The sequence below is a fragment of the Pseudomonas putida genome (assembly GCF_004357765.1).
GTDB classification, from domain to species: domain Bacteria; phylum Pseudomonadota; class Gammaproteobacteria; order Pseudomonadales; family Pseudomonadaceae; genus Aquipseudomonas; species Aquipseudomonas putida_U.
The window spans coordinates 1-663 of the sequence record NZ_SMTE01000096.1 but is presented as its reverse complement, the minus strand read 5'-3'; the positions used below and the strand labels follow the sequence as shown (position 1 = coordinate 663).

The 663-nt window shown below is 59.1% G+C and carries 2 protein-coding genes; both read right to left on the bottom strand.

Going from position 1 to position 663, the window contains the following annotated elements; all coding sequences use genetic code 11:
• The coding region (gene rpsR, locus E2H86_RS27050) for a 30S ribosomal protein S18 (RefSeq protein WP_439958292.1) at positions 1–92 on the bottom strand (92 nt) is incomplete at its 3' end.
• A gap of 69 nt (positions 93–161) precedes the next feature.
• Complete coding sequence (priB, locus tag E2H86_RS25685; protein WP_004626487.1) at positions 162–488, bottom strand: primosomal replication protein N; 327 nt, start codon at positions 486–488, stop codon at positions 162–164.
• Positions 489–663: the final 175 nt, after the last annotated feature.

Sequence of the window (663 nt, the reverse complement as noted above, 5' to 3'; positions counted from 1 at the left end):
CCGATGAAGTCCTTGAGCGTGTCCAGATCCTTGTAGTCGATCTGCTCGACGCCGGCCACGGTGAAGCGGCAGAACTTCTTGCGCTTGAACAACGGGTTTTGCTGCTGGAAGCGCTTCTTGTTCTTCGCGTCGCGCTGCTTCTTGTTCATGAATGCCATGATTCAATCCTTTACGAATACGTTACATCCGGAGATGTGAAAGACCAGTGCCTTACTGCTGCGGTGCTTGCGAGCCAGGAATCCCACGCAATCCAGGACGGTGCCCGGAGCGATGCGATCTAGAACGGAAGCCATCTTGCCGGCTGCCAGTGCCTCCATCGAGAACTCGATCTGCCGCACTGTCTGCGCTTCTACCGCCTGCCCGCTGTATGCCAGCAGACAATTGACGATCGGCACGCCGGCTGGGGTGTATCGCATCACCTCGCGCTCGACCAGAGTGGCGACGAGCTGCAGGCGGTTGATGGCGTTGTCCCCGAGGGTTTCGTTCATGCTGGTGATGCGCGATCAGGCTTGCGCAGCACCGCGCGGCATCAGGCGGCCTGTTCGGTCTGAGCGGCGGCCTTCTTGGCCTCTTCGCGTGCGACTTCCTTCATCATCGGCGACGGTGCCGTTTCAGCCTTTTTGGTCTGAACGATGAGGTGACGCAGTACGGCGTCGTTGAACT